Origin of the sequence: Streptomyces sp. CCM_MD2014, from assembly GCF_000772045.1 — a bacterium.
GTDB classification, from domain to species: domain Bacteria; phylum Actinomycetota; class Actinomycetes; order Streptomycetales; family Streptomycetaceae; genus Streptomyces; species Streptomyces salinarius.
Map to the genome: position 1 here is coordinate 3,837,900 of NZ_CP009754.1, position 23,687 is coordinate 3,861,586.

Genomic DNA, 23,687 nt, shown 5'->3' on the forward strand with positions numbered 1-23,687 from the left:
CCGCTACCGTCGGCCCCATGAACGGCACCGGCAGCGAGTCCCGCCACCTGAGCGTCCGCGTCGACCGCCCCGTCGACGACGTCTACGCCTACGCCTCTGACCCGGCCAACCTGCCCGCGTGGGCCCACGGCCTCGGCGGGTCGATCGAGAAGGTCGCGGACGGATGGATCGCGGACTCCTCACCCCTGGGCCGGGTCCAGGTCGCCTTCGTCCCGCGCAACGACCTCGGCGTACTCGACCACCACGTCACGCTCCCCTCCGGCGAGACCGTCTACAACCCGGTCCGCGTCATCGCCGACGGCACGGCGAGCGAGGTGGTGTTCACCCTGCGCCGGCAGCCGGGGACGACCGACGCCGACTTCGAGCGCGACGCGGGCATGGTGGCCGCCGACCTGGCCCGGCTCAAGGAGCTGCTGGAGTCCGCCTAACGTGTGGCCGGGGGCCCTGCCGGAGGCGCGACCGGCGGCCAGGGCACGTCGGCCAGCAGCGGAAGCAGCATCTCCTCCTCGTAGTCGAGGTGCGCGTTCAGCTCCGCGGACATCGCCGCGAGTTCGCGCCGGAAGCGCCCCGGCTCGGCGACGGTGACACCCGCCAGCAGTGCCGCCAGTTCTCCCTGGACACGGGCGACCGTGCGGTGCTCCTCGGCGAGCCGGTCGAAGACGTCCGCCAGCCGGGGGTGGTGCCGGGCGGTCCCGGGAAACAAGTGCCCGTCCTCGCTGTCGTGATGGAACTCCAGCACCTGGCAGAACGCCAGGCACCGCTGCCGGATCTGCAGCCCGAGACCCGGCGGCGCGCCGGCCGCCCCGGGCGCCGTGAAGTGGGCCTCGGCCTCGGCCCGCACCTGCCTCAACTGCCCCCGCAACCAGGTGTGCACCTCCAGCAGCTTGTCGGCGAGAGTGCGGACCTCGCGGGGTCGCCCCACCCACTCCTCGGGCTCGGCCCGCTCCAGCACCACGACCGGCAGGGGCCTGCTGGTGCCGGCCTGGTAGTCGCCGTACCCGGGCGCCTCCCGTACGACGTGCGCGAACAGCTCCTCGCGCCGCTCCCCCTCTGCGGGCACCGCGAGCGCCTCGAAGCTCGCCGTGCCCACCTCCACCCGGACCAGGGGATGGGCGAGCAGGTTGTAGTACCAGCCGGGATGCCGCGGGCCCCCGAGGTTGGACCCCACCACGAGCAGGGAGTCCCCGTGACGGACGTAACCGAGCGGCGTGGTCCGCGAGGCCCCCGACCGGGCGCCGGTGGTGGTCAGCAGAAGCAGCTCCCCGCCTTCGAAGGGACCGCCGACCTTCCCCTCGTTGGCGCGGAATTCGTCAATGACGTTCTGATGGAACGACGTGGGCATACGGTTCTGAGTCTCCAGGACGGCAGGCCACGGCAACGGCGACGTCACGCGCCGCGGCATGCGAGGAATGAGGGGGCAAGCACGAGACCGACGCGCGGAAGCGCTGCGTCGGACACCTCGGAATCAGGGCGCGGAGTATGAACGCATCACGTACCCCTTGCATGAAGGGCGCTCGCCCGGTCGCCGACCGGCCCACTGCTCTTTGACCGACGCCACGCGGCACCACCCTCATTACACGCACCGGCCCGCCGGACTGTCAACGCGGGCCCGGACCGGCCCGCACCCCTGCCCGCCTACGCGATCCGGACGACGTGCTTGCCCCGAACACCCCCGGCCTCCAGGGCCCGTTGGGCGTCGGCGACCCGGTCGAGCGGGTGGACGGTGTCGACGACGGGGACGAGGTCTCCGTGCTCGGCGAGCCGGGCGACCTCGGCGAGCAGCGCGCTGTCCGGATTCCCGCTGAAGAAGCGGATCCGCCCCCTGCCGTGCACGACGGAGCCGAGCACGGTGCCCATCGACGCGAGTGGCCGTTCGAGGTCGAGGGCGACGGCGACCATCCGTCCGCCCGGCGCCAGCAGCCGCCGCAGCCGGGCCTGCTCGGTGCCGACGGTGTCGAGGACGACGTCGAAGCGGCCGAGCGCGGCGGACAGCGGAGTCGTCCGGTGGTCCAGCGCCTCCTCGGCCCCCAGCCCTCGGACGAAGTCCAGGTTCTTCCCACCCGCAAGCGCGACGACACGCGCCCCGAGCAATCTGCCGACCTGCACGGCAACGCTGCCCACGCCCCCGCTCCCGCCCCGCACGAGCAGCCGCTCACCGGGCTGCAGGGCGGCCTTGTCGCGCAACGCGGTCACCGCCGTGGTGGCACCCGCGAGCAGCGAGACGGCCTCCTCCGGGGTGAGGTTCCCGGGCGCGGGCGCGATCCGCCCGGGGCTGACGGCGACGTACTCGGCCATGCTGCCGGTACGGCGCCCCAGCAGCCCCCACACCCGCTCCCCCTCCCGCACCCCGCGCACCGAGGACCCGACCCGGGCCACCTCCCCCGCGAAGTCGAGGCCGCACCCCTTGGGGAAGGTCCGTCCGGTCACCAGGCGCACCTTCCCCGTCCGGTCGTGCAGGTCGCCCCCGTTGACCGCGGCGGCACGCACCCGCACCAGCACCTCGCCGGGCCCGATGGCCGGCACCGGCCGCCGCCCGACGTAGAGCACCTCCGGAGGCCCGAAACGGTCGAAAAGAACCGCTTTCATCTCACCCATGACCCACCATCCACTTCGCGTTCGGAAAGCACGGAGACGAGGCCCGCATCCGCTGCTAATCTCACGCTAGACCCATAAGTGGAAGACCCCCTCCACTTACCTCGGAAGTGAGAAACATGCCTGCCCAGCCCTCTCACAACCCCCCGGAGCACACCCCCGAAACCCCACCGCCGGACGCCCTGCGCGCCGACGCCCGCCGCAACCGCGAACGCGTCCTGGAGGCCGCGCGCGAGGTCTTCTCCTCCCAGGGCGTGGACGCCCCGATGAGCGCGGTCGCCCGCCGGGCCGGCGTCGGCGTGGCCACCCTCTACCGCCGCTTCCCCACCCGGTCCGCCCTCGTCACCGCCGCCTTCGAGGACCAGCTGGCCGTGTGCGCGACCGCGTTCGAGGAGGCCCTGGCCGACCCCGACCCGGGCCACGGCCTGTACGCGCTCCTGGAAAAGGTGTGCACCACCCTGGTCACCGACCGCGGCTTCGAGACCGTCTTCCTGGCCGGCTTCCCCGAGGCCCTGGACTACGACCGGGAACGCGCCATCGCCGAGGACCGCCTGTCCCTCCTGATCCGGCGCGCCCGCGACGCCGGCCGACTCCGCGAGGACTTCGCCCCGGCCGACATCCCTCTCCTCCTCCTGGCGGTGAGCGGCCTGGCGGCCCAACCCCCCGAAACCGCCCTGCCCGCCGCCCGCCGCCTCCTCACCTACCTCTTCCAGTCCTTCCAGGCCCACCCGCCGTCCCGCCCGGGACCCCTTCCCCCGGCGCCACCACTGGACCTGACCGGACTGCACGGCCCGGCGGGGCGCCCGTAACCCCGCTCAGGCCGCCGGCGGCGCGTGGCCGGTCGGCCGGCCCGACCGGCCGTCACGGCAGCGACCGGGGCGCGGGACGCGGAGGGCACGCTCGCCGCCGTCGCAGGTCTGGAAGGGCTCCGGCCGCCTGCACGGCGTTCCCGGCAACGACGACGGGGCGCCCCTGAAACCAGGGACGCCCCGCATTCACCTCAGGTCGAAGACCGCCGTCTCCGCGACCCCGGCCGCCGTTCGCTCGGCCGGGTCACCGGGTCCCCCGCCTCCAGGGCCGCAGCCCGGCGGCGCAGGCCGAAGTCGGCCAGGGCCTCCGCCAGCTTGTGGACGGACGGTTCGGGGGCCATCACGTCGACGCGCAGGCCGTGTTCCTCGGCCGTCTTCGCCGTGGCCGGGCCGATGCAGGCGATCACCGTGACGTTGTGCGGCTTGCCCGCGATGCCGACCAGGTTGCGGACCGTGGACGACGACGTGAAGAGCACCGCGTCGAAGCCGCCGCCCTTGATGGCCTCCCGGGTCGTGGCCGGGGGCGGCGAGGCGCGCACCGTGCGGTACGCGGTGACGTCGTCGACCTCCCAGCCCAGCTCGATCAGGCCGGCGACCAGGGTCTCGGTGGCGATGTCGGCGCGGGGGAGGAAGACGCGGTCGATCGGGTCGAAGACCGGGTCGTAGGGGGGCCAGTCCTCCAGGAGGCCCGCCGCCGACTGCTCGCCGCTCGGGACCAGGTCCGGCTTCACGCCGAAGGCGATGAGGGCGTTGGCCGTCTGCTCGCCGACCGCCGCGACCTTGATGCCCGCGAAGGCGCGGGCGTCCAGGCCGTACTCCTCGAACTTCTCGCGGACCGCCTTCACCGCGTTGACCGACGTGAAAGCGATCCACTCGTAGCGGCCCGTGACCAGGCCCTTGACCGCGCGCTCCATCTGCTGCGGGGTGCGGGGCGGCTCCACCGCGATGGTCGGGACCTCGTGCGGGACCGCGCCGTAGGACCTCAACTGGTCGGAGAGCGACGCCGCCTGCTCCTTCGTACGCGGGACGAGGACCTTCCAGCCGAACAGCGGCTTGGACTCGAACCACGACAGCTGGTCGCGCCGGGCGGTCGCGCTGCGCTCGCCGACCACGGCTATCACCGGGCGGCCGCCGTCCGGGGACGGCAGCACCTTCGCCTGCTTCAGGGTCTGGGCGACCGTGCCCAGCGTCGCCGTCCAGGTGCGCTGCCGCGTCGTCGTACCGGCGATCGTCACCGTCAGCGGGGTGTCCGGCTTGCGGCCCGCCGAGACCAGCTCGCCGGCCGCCGCGGCCACCGAGTCCAGCGTCGTCGACACCACCACCGTGCCGTCGGAGGCGCCCACCTCGGTCCAGCAGCGGTCCGACGCTGTACGGGCGTCCACGAACCGCACGTCCGCGCCCTCCGCGTCCCGCAGCGGCACACCGGCGTACGCGGGCACGCCGACGGCGTTCGCGATGCCCGGGACGACCTCGAACGGCACCCCGGCCGCGGCGCACGCCAGCATCTCCTCGGCGGCGTACGCGTCGAGCCCGGGGTCACCGGTCACCGCACGCACCACCCGCCTGCCGCCCCGCGCGGCCTCCATGACAAGATGTGCGGCATCCCGCACAGCGGGGGCGCCGAGGGTCGTTGACGCACCGTCAACAACCGTCAGCTGGGGCGCGCCTGTGCCCGGATCCGCCGGATCGGCATCCGTGTGCACCTCCGACACGCCCTGCCTCGCGTGCGTACGCACGACGTCGAGCACCTCGTGCTCGGCGACGAGGACGTCCGCGTGGGCCAGCGCCTCCACGGCGCGCAGAGTCAGCAGTCCCGGATCTCCGGGTCCGGCACCGAGGAAGGTGACGTGCCCGTGTTCCGGACCGGCGGGAAGGGTGGTGGGGCTCAATGTGCTCGCTCCCCCATCAGACCGGCCGCGCCCTGGGCGAGCATCTCGGTGGCCATGTCGCGACCGAGTGCCATTGCCGCCTCGTGCGTCTCGGGCACGGGACCGGTGGTGGACAGCTGCACCAGCGTCGAGCCGTCGGTCGTGCCGACGACGCCGCGCAGGCGCATTTCCTTGACAGTCTGCCCGTCGGCCAGAAGGTCGGCCAGCGCTCCGACGGGTGCGCTGCAGCCGGCCTCCAGGGCGGCGAGCAGTGAACGCTCGGCCGTTACGGCGGCCCGCGTGAACGGGTCGTCGAGCTCGGCGAGCGCGGCGATCAGCGAGGCGTCGTCCGCCGCGCACTCGACCGCCAGTGCCCCCTGGCCGGGGGCCGGCAAAACCGTGTCGACCGACAGGAAGTCGGTCACCTCGTCGATGCGGCCGACCCGGTTGAGCCCGGCGGCGGCCAGTACGACGGCGTCCAGTTCCCCGCTGCGGACGTATCCGATGCGGGTGTCGACGTTGCCCCGGATCGGGACCGTCTCGATCTCCATGCCGTGGGTGCGGGCGTACGCGTTCAGCTGCGCCATGCGGCGCGGCGCGCCCGTGCCGATCCGCGCCCCGCGCGGGAGGTCGGTCAGCTTGCGCGCGTCCCGGGCGACGACCACGTCCCGCGGGTCCTCGCGCTCCGGGATCGCGGCCACGACCAGGTCGTCGTGGGGCGTGGTGGGGAGGTCCTTGAGCGAGTGAACCGCGAAGTCCACCTCTCCCCGCAGCAGCGCGTCGCGCAGCGCGGCGACGAACACGCCCGTGCCGCCGATCTGCGCCAGGTGCTCACGCGACGTGTCGCCGTACGTGGTGATCTCGACCAGCTCAACGGGCCGACCGGTCACCTGGCTCACGGCGTCCGCCACCTGCCCGGACTGGGCCATGGCGAGCTTGCTGCGCCTGGTCCCCAGCCTCAGTGCCTTCTCAGTCATGCCGGCCCTCGGTTCTTCTCAGTGGTGGTGCTGTTCCCGGCCCGGGAGACGGAGGCCACCGTCTCCTGGTCGAGGTCGAACAGGGTGCGCAGCGCGTCCGCGTACCCGGCGCCGCCGGGTTCGGCGGCAAGCTGCTTGACCCGTACCGTCGGCGCGTGCAGCAGCTTGTCGACCACACGCTTGACGGTCTGGGTGATCTCGGCGCGGTGCTTGTCGTCGAGCCCCGGCAGCCGCCCCTCCAGTCGGGCGATCTCGCCGGCCACGACCTCGGCGGCCATGCTGCGCAGCGCGACCACGGTGGGCGTGATGCGCGCGGCACGCTGGGCGGCGCCGAAGGCGGCGACCTCGTCGGCGACGATCCGGCGGACCATGTCGACGTCGGCGGCCATCGGCGCGTCGGCGGAGGCGTCGGCGAGCGACTCGATGTCCACCAGGCGCGCCCCGGCCAGCCGGTGCACGGCGGCGTCGACGTCGCGCGGCATCGCCAGGTCGAGGACGAAGAGCACCGGCTCGGGACGCGGCACCTCGGCGACCGGCTCCGGGCGGCGGCGCTCGGGGACGCGGCCGACGCGGGTCGCCGTCGCGGCGAGCGCGCCGATCAGCTCGGCGTCCGCCTCCGGTCCCGGCCGGCCCGTCTCGCGCGGCCGGTCGACGGCCGTACCGCCCGCGGCCCAGGCCCCGTGCTGCTCCAGCGTCGCCGCGTCCATGCCGGCCACGGCGGCCTCACCCATGACGGAGAAACCGGAGGGGACGGCGGACAGGTCCAGGGGGCAGTTCTCGTCGCCGGCGGTCGCGGCCCCGGCACCCGGCAGGGGCGTTTCAGCGGCCGCCCGTACGGCGGTGTCCTCGGCGGGCCGCCCGGTCGCGGCCGGTTCGACGGCCGGCGCGCCGGTGCGCCCCTCCACCGCCGCCGCCACGTCGTCCGCCGTGAGGACGAGCCCGGTCGCACCCGTGCAGGAGACGGCCACGTCGGCACGTGTCAGCTCGACCGGCACCGAGTCCATCGGTACCGCGCGGGCCAGCACGTCCGTGTCGTCGCCCTCGGAAAGGATCTGGGCGAGCCGCTCGGCCCGCTCGAAGGTGCGGTTGGCGACCACGATCTCGGCGACCCCGGACCGCGCCAGCGTGGCGGCGGCCAGCGAGGACATCGAACCGGCGCCGATCACCAGGGCCTTCTTGCCCCGCGCCCACCGCTGGACGTCGGCCCCGGCGGAGAGCTGCTCCAGGCCGAAGGTGACCAGGGACTGTCCGGCGCGGTCGATGCCGGTCTCGGAGTGGGCGCGCTTGCCGACCCTGAGCGCCTGCTGGAACAGGTCGTTCAGGAGCCGTCCGGCGGTGTGCAGGTCCTGGGCGCGGGCCAGGGAGTCCTTTATCTGGCCGAGGATCTGGCCCTCGCCGACCACCATCGAGTCCAGTCCGCAGGCCACCGAGAACAGGTGGTGGACGGCCCGGTCCTCGTAGTGCACGTAGAGGTGCGGAGTGAGCTCCTCCAGGCCGACCCCGCTGTGCTGGGCGAGCAGCGTGGACAGCTCGGCGACACCGGCGTGGAACTTGTCCACGTCGGCGTAGAGCTCGATGCGGTTGCAGGTGGCCAGGACCGCGGCCTCGGCGGCCGGTTCGGCGGCGACCGTGTCCTGGAGCAGCTTGAGCTGCGCGTCCGCGTTCAGGGAGGCCCGCTCCAGCACGCTGACCGGCGCGCTGCGGTGGCTCAGCCCGACGACGAGGAGGCTCATGCCGGCATCACGGCGGGTACGTCCCCGTCGGGTCCCTGGTCGGCGGAGCCGGTGGCGTGCTGCTGCTTGCGGGCGGCGACGGGCGGCACGACGCCGGCGTCGCCCGCGGCCTCCTCACCCGCCTTGCGCTGCTCGTGGAAGGCGAGGATCTGCAGCTCGATGGAGAGGTCGACCTTGCGCACGTCGACGCCCTCGGGAACGTTCAGCACGGTCGGCGCGAAGTTGAGGATGGACGTGACACCGGCGGCCACGAGGCGGTCGCAGACCTGCTGGGCGGCACCGGCGGGGGTGGCGATCACACCGATGGAGACACCGTCGTCCTGGATGATCTTCTCCAGCTCGTCGGTGTGCTGCACCGGGATGCCTGCCACGGGCTTTCCGGCCATCCCCGGATCGGCGTCGATGAGCGCGGCGACCCGGAAACCGCGGGAGGCGAACCCGCCGTAGTTGGCGAGCGCGGCGCCGAGGTTACCGATTCCTACGATCACAACCGGCCAGTCCTGGGTGAGGCCGAGTTCACGGGAGATCTGGTAGACGAGATACTCGACGTCGTAGCCGACGCCACGCGTCCCGTAGGAGCCGAGGTAGGAGAAGTCCTTGCGCAGCTTCGCGGAGTTGACCCCCGCGGCGGCGGCCAGCTCCTCGGAGGAGACCGTGGGCACCGAGCGCTCGGAGAGCGCGGTCAGCGCGCGGAGGTACAGCGGAAGCCTGGCGACGGTGGCCTCGGGAATCCCTCGGCTGCGGGTCGCCGGTCGGTGTGTTCGGCCAGTTGCCACGGTGCTCCTGCGGGTAGAGCGGGGCTGTAGGCGGTCATACGTCCCTACATGACCGCCCCGTCGAATGCAGGCTATGTCTTTGTGAACGCGTGCACAAAGATGGTGTCCGATTTGCCCGGCCAACGTGACCGGGGTCACGCGCCCCCGGCGCACGGAACGGGAACCGGCGCATACAGACCCTCGTCCCTCACTCATCGGGGGCAAAGCCGCACACGCTCCTCACGATCAACGCCCCCGAGACCTGGTCACCATCGATCCTAAGCGACCATACGGACTACTTGTACTGATCGGTCAGTGCCTTGCGCAGCCGTTCCTCGTTCACACGCCAGAAGGTGTGCTGCCGTCCGTCGACCAGCACGACCGGAATCTGCTCCCAGTACTGGTCGTGGAGTTGGCGGTCCTCGGTGATGTCCTTCCCCTCCCAGGGGACGCCGAGTTCGGCACAGACCTTCTCGACGACGGACTGTGCGTCATCACACAGATGACAGCCGGGTTTGCGGATGAGGGTGACGAGATGGTTCTCGGAGTGCTCAGGGGGCTCGGGCTGCGCGGGCCGCGCGGGCTTCCGGCGGAAGAGGGGACTCATGCCGGTCATTCTCGCGCGCGCGGACGCCCCCTCGGCGGGAGACCGCCCGCCGGCGGGGTCGCCCGGAGTTCACAGCCCGGTCCCCGGTCCGCAAACCTCTCGGCTCCGAAGCACCCGAACAAACTGGCTATGCTCACGGGCATGGCCGTTCTTCGATGGCTCACTCCCCGTAGGCGCTCCGCCACGGCGCGGAGCGTGTTGGCAGGCGAGGCCTCGGCGGAGGCGGCGCGCAAGTCCGCGGAGGCCGCCGAGGCCGCAGAGCCTGCCCAGGAAACCGACTCCGGCGTCGCGGAGCCGGAGTTCCCGGTGCACGGCGACGAAAGAGCGGCCGCCTTCTTCGACCTCGACAACACCGTCATGCAGGGCGCCGCGATCTTCCACTTCGGCCGGGGCCTGTACAAGCGGAAGTTCTTCGAGACCCGTGACCTCGCCCGCTTCGCCTGGCAGCAGGCGTGGTTCCGGCTGGCCGGGTTCGAGGACCCGGAGCACATGCAGGACGCCCGCGACTCGGCGCTCTCCATCGTCAAGGGCCACCGCGTCTCCGAGCTGAAGTCCATCGGCGAGGAGATCTACGACGAGTACATGGCCGAGCGGATCTGGCCCGGCACCCGCGCCCTCGCCCAGGCCCACCTGGACGCCGGGCAGAAGGTCTGGCTGGTCACGGCGGCCCCGGTGGAGATCGCCCAGGTGATCGCCCGCCGCCTGGGCCTGACCGGTGCGCTCGGCACGGTGGCGGAGTCGATCGGCGGCGTCTACACGGGCAAGCTGGTCGGCGAACCCCTGCACGGCCCCGCGAAGGCCGAGGCGGTGCGCGCCCTCGCGGCGGCGGAGAACCTGGACCTGTCGCGCTGCGCCGCCTACAGCGACTCCCACAACGACATCCCGATGCTGTCCCTGGTCGGACACCCGTACGCGATCAACCCGGACTCCAAGCTGCGCAAGCACGCCCGCGAGCTGGAGTGGCGGCTGCGCGACTACCGCACCGGCCGCAAGGCGGCCAAGGTCGGCATCCCCGCGGCCGCGGGCGTCGGCGCGGTGGCGGGCGGCACCGCGGCGGCCATCGCGCTGCACCGCCGCCGCCGTTGACCCCGGCCGGCCCCGGCGATCCGGCCGTCGGCCCGACGCCCCCGCCGCCGGCCCAATCGGGATGACGTACCCCCGGGGCGGGCTCTCCAGTCCCCTTTACTCACATCGACCACAACACGCTCTGTAGTCACCAGGAATTCGAACCGTTCCGGTCATCAAGCGATCAATCTGATGCATCTGACCGGGCGTCAATCGGGCACGGAAGCGACGTAATCGATGATTTGAGCAACTGGGCGTAGCAGTGCCTGCACGAAGCGTTATTCTCCTCAGACGCATTCCGGTGCCCCACCTTCGCTACGACGGGTGAATGGTTCCGTACTGCACGTGATGGAAGCTCTGCCTCTGGGAGTCCCGTGTACCCACACGTCGGGGTTGACGCCTCGGGCCTGGCTACGCTGCGCGCAACGGTCAAATCAGCCCAAGACCTGTTGCGCGGCTTCGTCCCCACCGCGTATGCCGTCCCCGCCCTCGCCGCGGCCGCCGCGCCCGCCGGTCCGTGCTACGCGCTGGCCGAAGGAAGCGCCGCCGTCGGCAGACGAGCGCGGTCGTCCTCGTCCGGGGCCGCCGCCACCACCCACCGCCGCCCCGCCGCGGACAGCGACAGCGCCCGCATGATGGAGCTGGTCGAGCGGGCCCAGGCCGGCGAGGCCGACGCCTTCGGCCGGCTCTACGACCAGTACAGCGACACCGTGTACCGCTACATCTACTACCGCGTGGGCGGCAAGGCCACCGCCGAGGATCTCACCAGCGAGACCTTTCTGCGGGCCCTCAGGCGCATCGGCACCTTCACCTGGCAGGGACGCGACTTCGGCGCCTGGCTCGTGACCATCGCCCGCAACCTGGTCGCCGACCACTTCAAGTCCAGCCGCTTCCGCCTCGAGGTCACCACCGGGGAGATGCTCGACGCCAACGAGGTCGAGCGGTCCCCCGAGGACTCCGTCCTCGAGTCGCTCTCCAACGCCGCCCTGCTGGAGGCCGTACGCCGGCTCAACCCTCAGCAGCAGGAGTGCGTCACCCTGCGTTTCCTCCAGGGCCTCTCGGTCGCCGAGACCGCCCGTGTGATGGGCAAGAACGAGGGCGCGATCAAGACGCTCCAGTACCGGGCCGTGCGCACCCTCGCCCGGCTGCTCCCGGACGACGCCCGCTGAGGGCGTCACTTCCCGCATTCCCCAAGTCACCTTCGGTGAGAGTCTGTTGAGTCCGCGGTCCGATCATCCGCCGTCCGTAACCCAAGTGCCGCGCCGCTCGTTGTGCGGGATGCAGGCTCCCTGTGGTCACTCCTTGGCCGACTCCGATCACCCGATCGGATGGTTTCGATCAGGGGGTGCAACCCTCAGGACCCCCTGGGGAGTCGACCGTGATGACGAGAGGAGGTGCCGCCAGTGATCGCGAACGTATCGGCACACCGGCGGGCGAACGCCTTCGCCCAGGCTCTGGAGGAGCAGTCCGATCCCGGGGCGGCGGCCGAGCAGTCCGGAGGACCGGCACCCGCCGGGGCCACCGCGGAACCGACCGAGCAGGGTCGGTTGACGACCCTCGCCCGTGGTCTGGAGTCGCTGCCCCGGCCCGAGCTGGATCCCGAGGTCAAGGTCGTCCAGCGGGCCCAGCTCGTGGCCGCCTTCGAGGCCATGCTGCAGGAGGGCACCGCGAGCGGCGGGGCGGCGGACACGTCGGTTCCCGAGCAGCGCCGGGCGCGCGGCACCCATCGCGCGGCCCCGCTGAGCAGGTTGCGGCCCCGCTCGCGGCTGGCCAAGGGCCTCACCGCCGGCGGACTGAGCGTGAGCGTGGCGGCGGGAGCCTTCGGCGGAGTCGCCGCCGCCAGTTCCGACGCCCTGCCCGGCGACTCGCTCTACGGCCTCAAGCGCGGCATAGAGGACTTCCGCCTCGGCCTCGCCGACGGCAACGACGAGCGGGGCCGGGCCTACCTGGACCTCGCCTCGACCCGGCTCAGCGAGGCACGCCGGCTGATGGAGCGCGACCGCGGCGGCCCCCTCGACCACGAGTCCCTCGGCGAGATCCGGCGTGCCCTGTCCGGCATGCGGCACGACGCCTCCGAGGGCCACCGCCTGCTCAGCGCGGCCTACGCCCACGATCCCGACTCGCTGGCCCCCATGCAGGCCCTGTCGGCCTTCTCCCAGTCCCACCGGGAGACCTGGGGCGCGCTGCGCGACCGGCTGCCCGTGCAGCTCGGGGACGTCAGTGAGCAGGTGTCGTCGGTGTTCGACGCCATAGACGACGACGTGGCCCCGCTGGAGTCCATGCTGCCGTCGTCACCGGCTCAGGACGACGACGGGGACGGCGGCCGGCCGGGCGGTTCCGGCTCGACGACCACCGATGCTCCCGGCTCCGGTCACCCGTCGGCGCCCCGCACCGGCGACGACGGCACGTCCGAGCGCGGGCGTTCCCACTCCGACCGGCCCAGCGAGTCCGCCGACTCCGGCGACGAGAACGACGGCCTGCTCGGCGGCGGCACCGGCGGTCTGTTCGACCCGCCCAAGGACGACACCGGCACCTCCTCCCCGCCCGCGGGAGGCGGCGACACCCCGGCTCCCAAGCCGGACGTCACCCTCCCGCCGCTCCTCCCTGGTCTCCTGCCCGGCCTGGGCATCGAGGCGGAGGACGCGGACTGAGGACACAGGACAGACGGCTGAGAACAGACGGCTGAGAACAGAGGGCTGAGCACGATGGGGCGCCCCCGGCACCGGGAGCGCCCCATCGCCACCTCAGACGGCTCAGAAGAACTCAGAAGGCTCAGAAGAACACCGACCGGCGCTGCACCAGCAGCTTGTAGAGCGTGTGCTGGATCTGCTCCCGCACCTGGTCGGTCAGATTGAACATCAGCACCGGATCCTCCGCCGCCTCGGGCGCGTAGCCGTCCGTCGGGATCGGCTCACCGAACTGGATCGTCCACTTCGTCGGCAGCGGCACCGCGCCCAGCGGCCCCAGCCACGGGAAGGTCGGCGTGAGCGGGAAGTACGGGAAGCCCAGCAGCCGCGCCAGGGTCTTGGAGTTTCCGATCATCGGGTAGATCTCCTCCGCCCCGACGATCGAGCACGGCACGATCGGCGCCCTCTGCCGCAGCGCCGTGGACACGAAGCCGCCCCGCCCGAACCGCTGGAGCTTGTAGCGTTCGCCGAACGGCTTCCCGATGCCCTTGAAGCCCTCCGGCATCACCCCGACCAGCTCGCCCTGGGCGAGCAGCCGTTCGGCGTCCTCCGCGCAGGCCAGCGTGTGCCCGAGTTTGCGCGCCAGCTCGTTGACCACCGGCAGCACGAACACCAGGTCCGCCGCCAGCAGCCGCAGGTGCCGGTCGGCCGGGTGGTGGTCGTGCACGGCGACCTGCATCATCAGCCCGTCCAGCGGCAGCGTCCCGGAGTGGTTGGCGACGATCAGCGCACCGCCCTCGGCGGGGATGTTCTCCACGCCCTTCACCTCGACCCGGAAGTACTTCTCGTACACCGGGCGCAGCAGGGACATCAGCACCTGGTCGGTCAGCTCGGCGTCGTAACCGAAGTCGTCGACCTCGTAGTCCCCGGTGAGCCGGCGGCGCAGGAAGGACAGCCCGGCCGCGACGCGCCGCTCCAGCCCGCCGTCCCCGTCGCCGTCGCCTCCCGCCGACGACCGCACCGACTCCTGCGGTCCGGGCGGCGTCACGGGATCGTCCTCCCGGTCGTCCCGGCGCTCGTCCTCGGCCGCGGCCGCTTCCCGCAGGGGCAGCGGCTGCACCTCACCCGCCCGCGCCGGCTCCGACTCCGGCTTCGCCCTGCGCCGGTTCCCCCGCGAACGGTCGTCGTCGAACGGAATGACCTTGGCGTCCGCCATCGTTGCTGCGCTCCTCAGTTGGCGCTCTGCGTCGGGAGGTGACCGCTGCCCCGCAGGGACAGCTCAGCGATCCGGTCGACGGCCCCCGCGAGGGCCTCGGGCGGCAGCAGCCCGGCACCCCGGCCGCGCGCGAAGTCCGCGAACGCCCCGGCCGTCGAGTGCTTCGGCCGGAACCCCAGCGTCTCGCGCATCTGCGTGGTGTCCACCACCCGGCCGTGGGTGAGCAGCCGGATCTGCTCGGGGGAGAAGTCCGTCATCCCCAGCGTACGCACGAGCGATCCCGCCCAGGTGACCGCCGGCAGCAGCAACGGCACGGTGGGCCGGCCGAGCCGCCGCGAACACTGGGAGAGCAGCAGCACACCGTCCCCGGCGATGTTGAACGTCCCGCTGTTCAGCGTGCCCCGCCGCGCCTCGTGCGAGCAGACCCGCAGCACCTCGACCACGTCGTCCTCGTGCACGAACTGCAGCCGGGGGTCGTAGCCGAACACCGTCGGCAGCACCGGCAGTCCGAAGTACGAGGCGAGCGGCGTGTCCGCGGCCGGACCGAGGATGTTGGCGAACCGCAGCACGGTCACCGACACGTCCGGCCGACGGCGCGCGAAGCCCCGCACATACCCCTCGACTTCGACCGCGTCCTTGGCGAAGCCGCCGCTGGGCAGGGACTTGGGTGCCGTCGTCTCGGTGCAGACGGCGGGATCGCGCGGCGCGGAGCCGTAGACGTTCGTACTGGACTTCACCACCAGCCGCCGCACGGTCGGCGACTTCTGGCAGGCGCCGAGCAGCTGCATCGTGCCGATGACGTTGGTCTCCTTCACCGACGTGCGGCTGCCGCTGCCCAGCGGCGTGCCCGTCACGTCCAGGTGGACGACCGTGTCCGCCCGCGTCTCGGCGAGCACCCGTCCGATGGCCGACTGCCGGATGTCCGCCTGGACGAAGTCCGCGCCGCCCAGATGGTGCTCGGGCGCGACGGCGTCCACCCCGACGACCCGGTCCACGTCGGGATCACGCTGGACGCGCCGGACGAACCGGCCGCCCAGCTGCCGGGCCACTCCGGTCACGAGCACGACCTTGCCCAAGATCAGCGCCTTCCTTCCGCCTGCTCCGGCCTGTTCCAGCCCTGCTCCGGCCAACTTAGCCGGTAGGTGTTGCGCGGTGATGACCGACGGACACGGCGAATGACGAAAAAGAACCGCCGTACGACTGTGGCCCCCCACCGGATGCGGTGGGGGGCCACAGACCACGCTGACGGCGCAGCGTCGCTTACTTCTTGTTGCGACGCTGAACGCGCGTGCGCTTCAGCAGCTTGCGGTGCTTCTTCTTGGCCATCCGCTTGCGCCGCTTCTTGATAACAGAGCCCACGACTATCCTCGCTCACTTCTCATCACTCGGTTGGTGAGCGCCATGGGCCCACACGACCTACGAGGGGCCAGCCTACCGGTCCGAGCGCTGAGGTTGTAATCGAGGGCCGTCAGGCCGTTTCCACCCCCACGTAGCTCTCGCGGAGGTACTCGTGAACCGCTTGCTCCGGGACACGGAACGACCGTCCGACCCGGATCGCGGGCAGATGACCGCTGTGCACCAGCCGGTACACGGTCATCTTGGACACGCGCATCACCGCGGCGACCTCCGCCACGGTAAGGAACTGAACCTCGTTCAGAGGCCTTTCGCCAGCTGCAGCCATGACACACCTGAACCTTCCGCACTCGACGGCCACCGGCTTCCCCTTCCGGTGACTCTTCGTCGCTGCGTGCTCACTCCCCAATGTAGGGGCGGGTGATGCGAGTGGGGAAGAGGTGCACCCATCGCTTCCCTACCGTGACAGACACGCCCGATTGAGTACGTAGCGGGTAAGCGGCCGGTAGTACTCGGACCGCACAGCGTCATCAAGCGGAACGGCGACGGACACGAGCCCCTCGGCCTCCCCCACGAAGAGCGCGGGATCGTCCGTATCGGCCGGCCCGATGGCCTCGAACCCCAGCTGACCTGCACCGCAGACCCACCCGTGATCCCCGATCACCAACTCGGGCAGCGATCCGCCGCCCTCGGCCGCTGCCGCCAGCGCCGTACGAACCGGCAGCGGCGAATGCGTGTGCGCGCCCGGCTCACCACCGGCGCGCCCGGCAGCGGGTTCCCGCACCAACGCGACTCCGCGAACGTAGTCGAGGTTGTACGTGCGTAGACCGAACCGGGTCGTTATGTCGACAGAGCGACCCTGCGCGGGGGTGAGGACAGTACATCCCGCCGCCGACAGCGCCTCGGCCAAGGCGACGTAGAAACCGAGCAGTCGATGCGGGTGCCCGGTGCCGAGCAGTACCGGAGCACGCCGCTCGGCGACCGCCGCGAGCCGGCCGGCGAAAGCGTCCAGGGCCGCGAGGGTCCGGTCGGGGTCGATCACGTCCTGCCCGGCGGTGTCGCGCGGATCGGCCGAAACACCGCACCTCTCCGCCATCAGCCCCAGCAGCTCCCGCTGCCCCCACTCCCGCTCCGGATCGATCCCGATCAGCACCCGGGGATCCCGCGCGGCGAACAACCGGTAACTCCGCAGACTCACCTCCCTAGAGGTCGCCACCACCCCGGCCAGCCGAGCATCGAGAAGATGAGCCCGAAGAGCTCCACGGGTCAGCACCCAACCGATGCTGCCGGTTCCCCCCGCCCCCGACCCAGGAAACGGAAGAATCTACGCACGGTCGGCGTAACGCCTCCGAGCGACTGCGGGCAGTCGTGCCGCTGGGGCGGCACGGATGGGCGCTGGGGGTACCTCCCAGGCCGTTCAGGCACTGGGGGAGGCACCCGGCCGGCGCCGGGCCCGCGTCCCCATCCCACCCCGCATCACATCGCACCGCACCGCACCGCACCGACGCCGGGCAACCATCAAGCCGCCCGCACAGAAGCCACCCCTACGGCAGAAGCCCCCGCACCGGAAACACCGCCCGCCGAGCCGCCCGCACCGCCTGGTCCACCCGGTCCGCGGGGTCGTACCCCGCCTCCCACGAGGCCCACGCCACCGGCCACCGCCCGTCGGTCATCCGCATCGGCCCCAGCTGCCGCGTCCGCGCGTACACCTCCTGCCGCCACCCTTCCGGAATCACCGTCTCCGGCTCCACCGGCCGCCCCGCCGCGATCCCGACCAGATGCGCCCACGACCGCGGCACCACGTCCACCACGGCGTAACCGCCACCTCCCAGCGCCACCCACCGCCCCCCGGCGTACTCGTGCGCGAGGTCGTGACACGCCACCTGCACCGCCCGCTGCGCGTCCAACGACACCGCGAGATGCGCCAGCGGATCCTCGAAGTGCGTGTCGGCCCCGTGCTGCGTCACCAGCACCTGCGGCCGGAAGTCGGCCAGCACCTCCGGCACCACCGCGTGGAACGCCCGCACCCACCCCGCGTCCCCGGTCCCCGCGGGCAATGCGACGTTCACCGCCGACCCCTCCGCGCAGTCCGCGCCCGTCTCCTCCGGCCACCCGGTCTGCGGGAACAGCGTCCGCGGATGCTCGTGCAGGGACACCGTCAGCACCCGCGGATCCTCCCAGAACGCCGCCTGCACCCCGTCACCGTGATGCACGTCCACATCGACGTATGCGACCCGCTCGGCCCCCAGCTCGAGGAGCCGTGCGATCGCCAGCGCCGCGTCGTTGTACACGCAGAACCCGGACGCCGCGCCCGGCATGGCGTGGTGCAGCCCGCCCGCGAAGTTCACCGCGTGCAGCGCGTCCCCGCGCCACACCGCCTCCGCCGCCCCCACCGACTGCCCGGCGATCAGCGCGGACACCTCGTGCATCCCGGCGAAGGCCGGGTCGTCCACCGTTCCGAGACCGTACGACACGTCCGCCGCTCCCGGGTCCGCCGACGCCGCCTTCACCGCGTCGATGTAGTCCTCCCGGTGGACCAGGCGCAACGTCGAATCCCCGGCCGGCCGCGCCGCGACGACCTCCACCTCCCGGTCGAGCCCGAGGGCGCCGACCAGGCTTCGCGTCAGGGCGAGCCGGACCGGATCCATCGGATGCTCGGGACCGAAGTCATAGCCCGTTACTGCCTCGTCCCACATCAGCTGTGCGCGGCCGCTCATGCCCGCCACCGTATCGGTCCGGCTGATCCCCGAACGACCTGGCGTACACGACCGTCACCAGCACCAACACCATGGGCACGAGCATCGCCCCGCGATAGCTCCACGCGTCCCCGAGCGCGCCCACCAGCGGCGAACCGATCAGGAAACCGACGTAGTTGAACACGTTGAGCCGAGCCACCGCCGCGTCGGACGCCCCCGGACGACCGTCCCGCTCCGCCGCCAGCCGCCCCGCCGCCGCGAACGTCTGCGGCACCAGCACACACAGTCCCAGCCCCAGCAGCGTGAACCCGAGCATCCCCACCCAGGCCCCCGGCGCGGACGCCACCACGGCGAACCCGCCCGCCGCGACACCGGCCCCGCACCGCACCACCGCCACGGCCCCGAACCGCCGCACCCCGAAATCCCCGAGGGCCCGGCCCACCAGCGTGGTCACCATGTAGACGTTGTACGGAACGGTGGCCAGCTGCTCCGAACTCCCCAGCACGTCCTGCAGGTACTTGGCGCTCCAGTTGGAGACGGTCGAGTCCCCGATGTACGCGAACGTCATCACCAGACACAGCGGCAGCAGCACCTTGAAGCCGACCCCGGCCCCGGCCCCGCCCGACCCCTTCTCCACCGTCTCCTCAGCCGTGCCACCGCCGTCCCCGTCGACGTACCACCGGCTCCCGACCAACGCGGCCGGCAACAGCACGACGACCACGGGCAGATAGGACACCCACAGCGCCAGGTCCCAGTGCGCCCCCGCCCACGCCAGCGAGGCCCCCAGGATCCCGCCGAGGCTGTACGTCGCGTGGAACCCGAGCATGATGCTGCGCCCGTACGCCCGTTGCAGGCTCACCCCGAGCATGTTCATCGACGCGTCCAGCGCGCCGACGGACAGCCCGAAGACGGCGAGGGCCACGGCCAGCACCGCCACCCGGTCCCCCGCGCCGACGCCGAGCAGCGCCAGCAGCACCACCGGCTGCGACCAACGCAGCAGCCGGCTCGGCCGCACCCGCCGCACCAGGCGCTCGCTCACCACACTGCCGACCCCGGCCAGCACCGGCACGGCCGCGAGGAAGACCGGCAGCAGCGCGTCGGAGACGCCGTACCGGTCCTGGATGGCCGGGATGCGCGTCACCAGCAGCGCGAAGGCGACGCCCTGGGCGAAGAAGCCGAACGCGAGCGAAGCCCTGCCGCGCCGCAGCACATCAGTCATGGCGGCGAGCGTAAGGCCCCGGCTTACCCGTGGGTAGATCCAGCCAAAGGTGAATTCTGCTCAGCTTCGACGGGCGCGTCGACCGGTCCGACGGTCGTCAGCGCACGAGCAGGTCGGCCAACTCCCCCATGTGCCCGAAGAGCCGGGTGGCTCCGGCCAGCTTCCCGGCCGACGTCATGGCGGTGAACCCGTACACGTCCATCCCGGCGGCGACCGCGGCCTGCACGCCGAGGGGGCTGTCCTCCACCACGGCACAACGCTCCGGTGCCACCCCCATCCGCGCGGCCGCGTGCAGGAACAGATCCGGGGCCGGTTTCCCACGGCCCACGTCCTGGGAGCTGAAGATCCGCTCGTCGTCGAACCATCGGTCGAGCCCGGCCTTCCGATGCCCCACCCGAATCCGCTCATGGCTCCCGGAGGACGCCACACAGTACGCCACCCCGTCCGCGGCGAGCTTCTCCAGCACACCGACGGCCCCCGGAACGGGCTCCAGCTCCCGTTCGAAGGCCGCGAACACCCGCCCGTGGAAGACGTCGTCGAAGTCCTCGGGCAGTCGCTGCCCCGTCCGTTCCCACACGAGGTCGTGCACGCGGTGCATGGCGCCCCCCATGTAGTCCCGCAACGAGTCCTCGTACGACGTCGGGTGCCCCAGCTCCGTGAGATAGCCGGCGAGCAACCGATTGGAAATCGGCTCACTGTCGACGAGAACACCGTCGTTGTCGAAGATAACCAGGTCGTAGCGCATACACCGACCCTAAACGCAGAAAGCCCCGCACCGTTCCCGGTGCGGGGCTTTCTCGCAATAATTGTTCGGCGGCGTCCTACTCTCCCACAGGGTCCCCCCTGCAGTACCATCGGCGCTGTAAGGCTTAGCTTCCGGGTTCGGAATGTAACCGGGCGTTTCCCCTACGCTATGACCACCGAAACACTATGAAACAGACAACCAACCGGTAACCAACACGGTCTGATTGTTCGTGGTTTCAGAACCAACACAGTGGACGCGAGCAACTGAGGACAAGCCCTCGGCCTATTAGTACCGGTCACCTCCACACCTCACGGTGCTTCCAGATCCGGCCTATCAACCCAGTCGTCTACTGGGAGCCTTACCCCATCAAGTGGGTGGGAGTCCTCATCTCGAAGCAGGCTTCCCGCTTAGATGCTTTCAGCGGTTATCCCTCCCGAACGTAGCCAACCAGCCATGCCCTTGGCAGAACAACTGGCACACCAGAGGTTCGTCCGTCCCGGTCCTCTCGTACTAGGGACAGCCCTTCTCAAGACTCCTACGCGCACAGCGGATAGGGACCGAACTGTCTCACGACGTTCTAAACCCAGCTCGCGTACCGCTTTAATGGGCGAACAGCCCAACCCTTGGGACCGACTCCAGCCCCAGGATGCGACGAGCCGACATCGAGGTGCCAAACCATCCCGTCGATATGGACTCTTGGGGAAGATCAGCCTGTTATCCCCGGGGTACCTTTTATCCGTTGAGCGACGGCGCTTCCACAAGCCACCGCCGGATCACTAGTCCCGACTTTCGTCCCTGCTCGACCCGTCGGTCTCACAGTCAAGCTCCCTTGTGCACTTACACTCAACACCTGATTGCCAACCAGGCTGAGGGAACCTTTGGGCGCCTCCGTTACTCTTTAGGAGGCAACCGCCCCAGTTAAACTACCCATCAGACACTGTCCCTGATCCGGATCACGGACCCAGGTTAGACATCCAGCACGACCAGACTGGTATTTCAACGACGACTCCACCCACACTGGCGTGCGAGCTTCACAGTCTCCCAGCTATCCTACACAAGCCGAACCGAACACCAATATCAAACTGTAGTAAAGGTCCCGGGGTCTTTCCGTCCTGCTGCGCGAAACGAGCATCTTTACTCGTAGTGCAATTTCACCGGGCCTATGGTTGAGACAGTCGAGAAGTCGTTACGCCATTCGTGCAGGTCGGAACTTACCCGACAAGGAATTTCGCTACCTTAGGATGGTTATAGTTACCACCGCCGTTTACTGGCGCTTAAGTTCTCAGCTTCGCCCAGACGAATCTGAGCTAACCGGTCCCCTTAACGTTCCAGCACCGGGCAGGCGTCAGTCCGTATACATCGCCTTACGGCTTCGCACGGACCTGTGTTTTTAGTAAACAGTCGCTTCTCGCTGGTCTCTGCGGCCACCCCCAGCTCAGAGTGCAAGACTCATCACCAGGCGTGGCCCCCCTTCTCCCGAAGTTACGGGGGCATTTTGCCGAGTTCCTTAACCATAGTTCACCCGAACGCCTCGGTATTCTCTACCTGACCACCTGAGTCGGTTTAGGGTACGGGCCGCCATGAAACTCGCTAGAGGCTTTTCTCGACAGCATAGGATCATCCACTTCACCACAATCGGCTCGGCATCAGGTCTCAGCCACAAGGTGTGCGGATTTACCTACACACCGGCCTACACCCTTACCCCGGGACAACCACCGCCCGGGATGGACTACCTTCCTGCGTCACCCCATCACTCACCTACTAACCGCTTGGGTCGGCGGCTCCACCACTCCCACTGACGGCAAAGCCGGCAGCGGACGGTTTCACGGCCTTAGCATCACGATGCTCGATGTTTGACGCTTCACAGCGGGTACCGGAATATCAACCGGTTATCCATCGACTACGCCTGTCGGCCTCGCCTTAGGTCCCGACTTACCCTGGGCAGATCAGCTTGACCCAGGAACCCTTAGTCAATCGGCGCAAACGTTTCTCACGTTTGTATCGCTACTCATGCCTGCATTCTCACTCGTCAACCGTCCACAACTACCTTCCGGTGCTGCTTCACCCGGCAGACGACGCTCCCCTACCCATCCATACAGGCGTTGGCCCTATTGTATGAATGACACGACTTCGGCGGTACGCTTGAGCCCCGCTACATTGTCGGCGCGGAATCACTAGACCAGTGAGCTATTACGCACTCTTTCAAGGGTGGCTGCTTCTAAGCCAACCTCCTGGTTGTCTGTGCGACTCCACATCCTTTCCCACTTAGCGTACGCTTAGGGGCCTTAGTCGATGCTCTGGGCTGTTTCCCTCTCGACCATGGAGCTTATCCCCCACAGTCTCACTGCCGCGCTCTCACTTACCGGCATTCGGAGTTTGGCTAAGGTCAGTAACCCGGTAGGGCCCATCGCCTATCCAGTGCTCTACCTCCGGCAAGAAACACACGACGCTGCACCTAAATGCATTTCGGGGAGAACCAGCTATCACGGAGTTTGATTGGCCTTTCACCCCTAACCACAGGTCATCCCCCAGGTTTTCAACCCTGGTGGGTTCGGTCCTCCACGACCTCTTACAGCCGCTTCAACCTGCCCATGGCTAGATCACTCCGCTTCGGGTCTTGAGCGTGCTACTGAAACGCCCTATTCGGACTCGCTTTCGCTACGGCTTCCCCACCCGGGTTAACCTCGCAACACACCGCAAACTCGCAGGCTCATTCTTCAAAAGGCACGCAGTCACGAGACACGTGCAAGCACGTATCCGACGCTCCCACGGCTTGTAGGCACACGGTTTCAGGTACTATTTCACTCCGCTCCCGCGGTACTTTTCACCATTCCCTCACGGTACTATCCGCTATCGGTCACCAGGGAATATTTAGGCTTAGCGGGTGGTCCCGCCAGATTCACACGGGATTTCTCGGGCCCCGTGCTACTTGGGTGTCTCACAAGCAAGCCGCTGACATTTCGACTACGGGGGTCTTACCCTCTACGCCGGACCTTTCGCATGTCCTTCGCCTACATCAACGGTTTCTGACTCGCCCTGTTGCCGGCAGACAACAGAAGTGAGATCCCACAACCCCGCACACGCAACCCCTGCCGGGTCTCACACGTGAACGGTTTAGCCTCATCCGGTTTCGCTCGCCACTACTCCCGGAATCACGGTTGTTTTCTCTTCCTGCGGGTACTGAGATGTTTCACTTCCCCGCGTTCCCTCCACACTGCCTATGTGTTCAGCAGCGGGTGACAGCCCATGACGACTGCCGGGTTTCCCCATTCGGACACCCCCGGATCAAAGCCTGGTTGACGACTCCCCGGGGCCTATCGTGGCCTCCCACGTCCTTCATCGGTTCCTGGTGCCAAGGCATCCACCGTGCGCCCTTAAAAACTTGGCCACAGATGCTCGCGTCCACTGTGCAGTTCTCAAACAAC

At 69.9% G+C, this 23,687-nt stretch carries 20 protein-coding genes and 2 rRNA genes; 5 read left to right on the forward strand and 17 right to left on the reverse strand.

The window, feature by feature from the left end:
* Nucleotides 1–17 precede the first annotated feature (17 nt).
* Nucleotides 18–428, forward strand: a complete 411-nt coding sequence (locus NI25_RS16795) for a polyketide cyclase (protein WP_061443233.1) — start codon at nt 18–20, stop codon at nt 426–428.
* Here NI25_RS16795 and NI25_RS16800 read toward each other — a convergent pair.
* Both NI25_RS16800 and NI25_RS16805 read right to left on the reverse strand, forming a co-directional pair.
* Nucleotides 425–1,342: a nitroreductase/quinone reductase family protein gene (locus NI25_RS16800; RefSeq protein ID WP_061443234.1), complete on the reverse strand. Its 918-nt coding sequence runs from the start codon at nt 1,340–1,342 to the stop codon at nt 425–427. The genes NI25_RS16795 and NI25_RS16800 overlap by 4 nt on opposite strands.
* A 293-nt stretch (nt 1,343–1,635) precedes the next feature.
* Nucleotides 1,636–2,595, reverse strand: a complete 960-nt coding sequence (locus tag NI25_RS16805) for an NAD(P)-dependent alcohol dehydrogenase (RefSeq protein ID WP_078884641.1) — start codon at nt 2,593–2,595, stop codon at nt 1,636–1,638.
* Nucleotides 2,596–2,711: 116 nt separating this feature from the next.
* On the opposite strand from NI25_RS16805, the gene NI25_RS16810 reads away from it, so the two are divergent.
* A complete protein-coding gene (locus NI25_RS16810) occupies nt 2,712–3,401 on the forward strand; it encodes a TetR/AcrR family transcriptional regulator (RefSeq protein ID WP_061443235.1) in 690 nt (229 codons plus the stop codon).
* Nucleotides 3,402–3,592: 191 nt separating this feature from the next.
* On the opposite strand, the gene NI25_RS16815 is transcribed toward NI25_RS16810, so the two are convergent.
* From NI25_RS16815 to NI25_RS16835, 5 genes are all read right to left on the reverse strand, one after another.
* Nucleotides 3,593–5,290: a uroporphyrinogen-III synthase gene (locus tag NI25_RS16815; RefSeq protein WP_061443236.1), complete on the reverse strand. Its 1,698-nt coding sequence runs from the start codon at nt 5,288–5,290 to the stop codon at nt 3,593–3,595.
* Nucleotides 5,287–6,246: a hydroxymethylbilane synthase gene (gene hemC, locus NI25_RS16820; RefSeq protein WP_061443237.1), complete on the reverse strand. Its 960-nt coding sequence runs from the start codon at nt 6,244–6,246 to the stop codon at nt 5,287–5,289. The genes NI25_RS16815 and hemC overlap by 4 nt, the downstream gene beginning before the upstream one ends.
* Nucleotides 6,243–7,979: a glutamyl-tRNA reductase gene (locus NI25_RS16825; protein WP_061443238.1), complete on the reverse strand. Its 1,737-nt coding sequence runs from the start codon at nt 7,977–7,979 to the stop codon at nt 6,243–6,245. Before NI25_RS16825 ends, hemC begins: the two co-directional genes overlap by 4 nt.
* Nucleotides 7,976–8,755: a redox-sensing transcriptional repressor Rex gene (locus NI25_RS16830; RefSeq protein ID WP_061443239.1), complete on the reverse strand. Its 780-nt coding sequence runs from the start codon at nt 8,753–8,755 to the stop codon at nt 7,976–7,978. The genes NI25_RS16825 and NI25_RS16830 overlap by 4 nt, the downstream gene beginning before the upstream one ends.
* 274 nt (nt 8,756–9,029) lie before the next feature.
* Nucleotides 9,030–9,341, reverse strand: a complete 312-nt coding sequence (locus NI25_RS16835; protein WP_061446949.1) for a glutaredoxin family protein — start codon at nt 9,339–9,341, stop codon at nt 9,030–9,032.
* Nucleotides 9,342–9,482: 141 nt separating this feature from the next.
* Here NI25_RS16835 and NI25_RS16840 point away from each other — a divergent pair, with 141 nt between their 5' ends.
* The 3 genes from NI25_RS16840 to NI25_RS16850 all read left to right on the forward strand — a co-directional run bounded on the left by NI25_RS16840 (nt 9,483) and on the right by NI25_RS16850 (nt 13,057).
* Entirely contained in the window at nt 9,483–10,427 is a 945-nt protein-coding gene (locus tag NI25_RS16840; RefSeq protein ID WP_061446950.1) for an HAD family hydrolase, read from the forward strand.
* A 353-nt stretch (nt 10,428–10,780) separates the two neighbouring features.
* Entirely contained in the window at nt 10,781–11,575 is a 795-nt protein-coding gene (locus NI25_RS16845; RefSeq protein WP_059299812.1) for an ECF subfamily RNA polymerase sigma factor, BldN family, read from the forward strand.
* Nucleotides 11,576–11,809: 234 nt separating this feature from the next.
* Nucleotides 11,810–13,057 carry a DUF5667 domain-containing protein gene (locus NI25_RS16850; RefSeq protein WP_061443240.1) on the forward strand — a complete coding sequence of 416 codons (1,248 nt, stop codon included), beginning with the start codon at nt 11,810–11,812 and terminating at the stop codon, nt 13,055–13,057.
* A 121-nt stretch (nt 13,058–13,178) separates the two neighbouring features.
* Here the strand turns inward: NI25_RS16850 and NI25_RS16855 are convergent, their stop codons facing one another.
* From NI25_RS16855 to NI25_RS16900, 10 genes are all read right to left on the reverse strand, one after another.
* Nucleotides 13,179–14,249, reverse strand: coding sequence for a lysophospholipid acyltransferase family protein (locus NI25_RS16855; protein ID WP_061443241.1), 1,071 nt, complete (start codon nt 14,247–14,249; stop codon nt 13,179–13,181).
* A gap of 14 nt (nt 14,250–14,263) precedes the next feature.
* Complete coding sequence (locus NI25_RS16860) at nt 14,264–15,325, reverse strand: NAD-dependent epimerase/dehydratase family protein (RefSeq protein WP_061443242.1); 1,062 nt, start codon at nt 15,323–15,325, stop codon at nt 14,264–14,266.
* A 184-nt stretch (nt 15,326–15,509) separates the two neighbouring features.
* A complete protein-coding gene (locus NI25_RS16865) occupies nt 15,510–15,608 on the reverse strand; it encodes a 30S ribosomal protein bS22 (RefSeq protein WP_003948845.1) in 99 nt (32 codons plus the stop codon).
* A 109-nt stretch (nt 15,609–15,717) separates the two neighbouring features.
* Nucleotides 15,718–15,930 carry a helix-turn-helix domain-containing protein gene (locus NI25_RS16870; protein WP_007443703.1) on the reverse strand — a complete coding sequence of 71 codons (213 nt, stop codon included), beginning with the start codon at nt 15,928–15,930 and terminating at the stop codon, nt 15,718–15,720.
* Nucleotides 15,931–16,059: 129 nt separating this feature from the next.
* Complete coding sequence (locus NI25_RS16875) at nt 16,060–16,875, reverse strand: phosphatase (RefSeq protein WP_061443243.1); 816 nt, start codon at nt 16,873–16,875, stop codon at nt 16,060–16,062.
* Between the two features lie 271 nt (nt 16,876–17,146).
* Nucleotides 17,147–18,319: an acetoin utilization protein AcuC gene (locus tag NI25_RS16880; RefSeq protein WP_061446951.1), complete on the reverse strand. Its 1,173-nt coding sequence runs from the start codon at nt 18,317–18,319 to the stop codon at nt 17,147–17,149.
* Entirely contained in the window at nt 18,270–19,517 is a 1,248-nt protein-coding gene (locus NI25_RS16885; protein ID WP_107071750.1) for an MFS transporter, read from the reverse strand. Before NI25_RS16885 ends, NI25_RS16880 begins: the two co-directional genes overlap by 50 nt.
* Nucleotides 19,518–19,614: 97 nt before the next feature.
* Nucleotides 19,615–20,262, reverse strand: a complete 648-nt coding sequence (locus tag NI25_RS16890; protein ID WP_061443245.1) for an HAD family hydrolase — start codon at nt 20,260–20,262, stop codon at nt 19,615–19,617.
* 63 nt (nt 20,263–20,325) lie between these two features.
* Nucleotides 20,326–20,442 (reverse strand): 5S ribosomal RNA (rrf, locus tag NI25_RS16895).
* 85 nt (nt 20,443–20,527) lie between these two features.
* Nucleotides 20,528–23,650: ribosomal RNA gene (locus NI25_RS16900) — 23S ribosomal RNA — on the reverse strand.
* Nucleotides 23,651–23,687: the final 37 nt, after the last annotated feature.

What these genes read in the sequence shown, in the direction of transcription:
- NI25_RS16795 (WP_061443233.1), top strand. Translation starts at nt 18, where the DNA reads ATGAACGGCACCGGCAGCGAGTCCCGCCACCTGAGCGTCCGCGTCGAC.
- NI25_RS16800 (WP_061443234.1), bottom strand. Translation starts at nt 1,342, where the DNA reads ATGCCCACGTCGTTCCATCAGAACGTCATTGACGAATTCCGCGCCAAC.
- NI25_RS16805 (WP_078884641.1), bottom strand. Translation starts at nt 2,595, where the DNA reads ATGGGTGAGATGAAAGCGGTTCTTTTCGACCGTTTCGGGCCTCCGGAG.
- NI25_RS16810 (WP_061443235.1), top strand. Translation starts at nt 2,712, where the DNA reads ATGCCTGCCCAGCCCTCTCACAACCCCCCGGAGCACACCCCCGAAACC.
- hemC (WP_061443237.1), bottom strand. Translation starts at nt 6,246, where the DNA reads ATGACTGAGAAGGCACTGAGGCTGGGGACCAGGCGCAGCAAGCTCGCC.
- NI25_RS16825 (WP_061443238.1), bottom strand. Translation starts at nt 7,979, where the DNA reads ATGAGCCTCCTCGTCGTCGGGCTGAGCCACCGCAGCGCGCCGGTCAGC.
- NI25_RS16835 (WP_061446949.1), bottom strand. Translation starts at nt 9,341, where the DNA reads ATGAGTCCCCTCTTCCGCCGGAAGCCCGCGCGGCCCGCGCAGCCCGAG.
- NI25_RS16840 (WP_061446950.1), top strand. Translation starts at nt 9,483, where the DNA reads ATGGCCGTTCTTCGATGGCTCACTCCCCGTAGGCGCTCCGCCACGGCG.
- NI25_RS16855 (WP_061443241.1), bottom strand. Translation starts at nt 14,249, where the DNA reads ATGGCGGACGCCAAGGTCATTCCGTTCGACGACGACCGTTCGCGGGGG.
- NI25_RS16870 (WP_007443703.1), bottom strand. Translation starts at nt 15,930, where the DNA reads ATGGCTGCAGCTGGCGAAAGGCCTCTGAACGAGGTTCAGTTCCTTACC.
- NI25_RS16880 (WP_061446951.1), bottom strand. Translation starts at nt 18,319, where the DNA reads ATGAGCGGCCGCGCACAGCTGATGTGGGACGAGGCAGTAACGGGCTAT.
- NI25_RS16885 (WP_107071750.1), bottom strand. Translation starts at nt 19,517, where the DNA reads ATGACTGATGTGCTGCGGCGCGGCAGGGCTTCGCTCGCGTTCGGCTTC.
- NI25_RS16890 (WP_061443245.1), bottom strand. Translation starts at nt 20,262, where the DNA reads ATGCGCTACGACCTGGTTATCTTCGACAACGACGGTGTTCTCGTCGAC.